The organism is Kitasatospora sp. NPDC089797 (assembly GCF_040684795.1).
Lineage (GTDB): Bacteria > Actinomycetota > Actinomycetes > Streptomycetales > Streptomycetaceae > Kitasatospora.
Map to the genome: position 1 here is coordinate 1 of NZ_JBFBGS010000115.1, position 2,096 is coordinate 2,096.

Below are 2,096 nucleotides of genomic sequence, written 5' to 3' on the forward strand. Positions count from 1 at the left end.
CGGTCGGCGGGGTAGGCCGGGTCGAGCGGGACGTAGGCGGCGCCGGCCTTCATGATGGCGAGCAGGCCGACGGCCATGGACAGGCCGCGTTCCACCGAGAGGGCGACCAACCGGTCCGGTCCGGCGCCGAGTTCGACCAGGTGGTGGGCGAGTCGGTTGGCGGCCTCGTCCAACTCCCGGTAGCTGAGCGTCTCCTCCCCGAAGGTCACGGCCGGTGCGTCGGGTGTGCGGGCGGCCTGTTCGGCCACCACCCCGTGGATCGTCCCCGGCCAGGCGGGCACCCCCGGCACCCCGCGCCACTCGCCGTCCACCCGCGCCAACTCCCCGGCCGTCATCAACGGCAGCTCGGCGAGCGGTCGTTCGGGCCCGGCGACGGCGGCCGCCAGGAGCACGTTCAGGTGCTCGCCGAAGCGCTGCACCGTCGCCGCGTCGAACAGCTCGGTGCTGTACTCGACCAGCGCCCGCAGCCCGCCGCCGGACTCCTCGAACTCGACGGTGAGGTCGGAGAGCGCGGTGCTCCGCTCCATGGCGTACTCGCCCACCCGCAGCCCGGCCAGCTCGGGGTACGGGGCGGCGGTGTTCTGCAGCACGACCATGGCCTGCACCAGGGGCGTCCGGCTGGTGTCGCGCTCGGGCTGCACCGCCTCCACCAGCCGCTCGAACGGCACGTCCTCGTGTGCGAAGGCGTCCAGGACGGTGCCGCGGACCTGTCGGAGGAGCCCGGCGAAGGAGGCGTCCGGCTCGATCCGCGAGCGCAGCACGACGGTGTTGACCAGGAACCCGATCAGCTGGTCCAGCCCGCCGTGCGCACGACCGGCGGAGGCCGTGCCCACCGCGATGTCCTGCTGTCCGGTGTAGCGGGCGAACACGGTCTGGACCGCTGCCGTCAGGGCCATGAAGAGCGTCGCGCCCTCCCGGCGGGCCAGCCGCTTCAGCCCGTCCGCGGTGTCGGCCGGTACGCCGAAGCCGTGCACCGCGCCGGCCGAGGAGCGCACGGCCGGTCGCGGCCGGTCGGTGGGCAGCTCCAGCGGCGTGATCCCCTCCAACTGATCGCGCCACCAGTCGAGTTGTTCGGCCGCCACACCGTCGTCGGCCAGCCGCTGGTGCTGCCAGGCCGCGAAGTCCGGGTACTGCACGGGGACATCGGGAAGCTCGGCGGTCCGGCCCTCGGTCCGGGCGGTGTACAGCGCGCCGAGCTCGCCGGCCGCCACGCCCATCGACCAGCCGTCGGTGACGATGTGGTGCATGCCGAGGACGCAGACGTGCCGGTCCTCGGCCAGCCGCACCAGCAGCACCCGGACCAGCGGACCGTTCCGCAGGTCGTACGGGCGGGCCAGCTCCTCCCGGGCCAGCGCGCGCAACTGCTCCTCGTCCTCCGCCGTGGTGCTGCGCCAGTGCGGCCGCAGCTCCGGGTGGACGATCTGCACCGGGAGGCCGTCGACGACGTCGAAGGTGGTGCGCAGCGACTCGTGCCGCGCGACCAGCTCCTCGACCGCGTCGCGCAGTGCGGCGGCGTCGAGCACGCCGGTCAGCCGCAGGCCGAGCGCGGCGTGGTACTCGGTGCTGCTCTCGGTGAAGTCCTCCAGGAACCACAGGCGTTGCTGGCCGAAGGACATCGGCAGCAGTCCGTCCCGCGGCACCGGCGGGATCGCCGGCCCGGCCGGGGTGGAGTCCGGGCGCAGGGCCTCGGCGAGTTCGGCGACGGTCGGGGCCTCGAAGAGCATCCGCGGGGTGAGGCCGCCGCCCAGCGCCTCACGGGCGCGGGAGATGACCTGGATGGTGAGGATGGAGTCGCCGCCGAGTTCGAAGAAGTTGTCGTGGATGCCGACCCGGTCGGTGCCGAGGACGTCGGCCCAGATCGTGGCGATCTGTTCCTCGAGGGGCGTGCGGGGCGCGGCGTACGGGGCCTCGGCCCGGTCGGCCTGGAACTCGGGCCGGGGGAGGGCCCGTCGGTCCACCTTGCCGCTGGGGGTCAGGGGCAGCCGGTCCAGGGTGACGAACAGGGCGGGGATCATGTAGTCGGGGAGGGTGGTGGCGAGGTGGGTGCGGAGTTGGGTGGGGGTGGTGGGGGTGGTGGTGACGGTGTAGGCGGTGAG

At 73.8% G+C, this 2,096-nt stretch carries 1 protein-coding gene; it reads right to left on the reverse strand.

Annotation, left to right across the window (positions count from 1 at the left end):
* A partial coding sequence (locus AB0O91_RS41160; protein WP_363444687.1) for a condensation domain-containing protein occupies positions 1-2,096 on the reverse strand: 2,096 nt, incomplete at both ends.